The organism is Bacteroides sp. OF03-11BH (assembly GCF_003604005.1).
GTDB classification, from domain to species: domain Bacteria; phylum Bacteroidota; class Bacteroidia; order Bacteroidales; family Bacteroidaceae; genus Bacteroides; species Bacteroides ovatus.
Genome location: NZ_QTMW01000139.1, coordinates 334 through 618 on the forward strand (window position 1 = coordinate 334; position 285 = coordinate 618).

Sequence of the window (285 nt, forward strand, 5' to 3'; positions counted from 1 at the left end):
CCCGACGTGCTTATCTACAAGGAGGGCGAAGCCTATAAGGTGACGGTATTCAAGCGGAGCGGCATCCGCCGCAAGCTGAAGCCGGAAACCTATCTCTTGCAGGAGGAGAACGGCAATCTGTTCATGAACACCGGATTCCGCATCGACGTGTCCTACAACGAGGCGACGGACATCCTGACCTTCTCGCCGAACGGGGACTACGTGCGTGTGAACCCGAAACCGGACCATCCGATAGGCGAGCAATAAATAATGAAATCCACTAAAATCCAAAGTAACATGAGAACA

At 53.0% G+C, this 285-nt stretch carries 1 protein-coding gene; it reads left to right on the plus strand.

All coding sequences use genetic code 11. The annotated features are described in order from the left end of the window. Positions 1–246: DUF3876 domain-containing protein (locus DXA54_RS28730; RefSeq protein ID WP_243647709.1), on the plus strand; the 246-nt coding region annotated here is incomplete at its 5' end. Positions 247–285 lie beyond the last annotated feature (39 nt).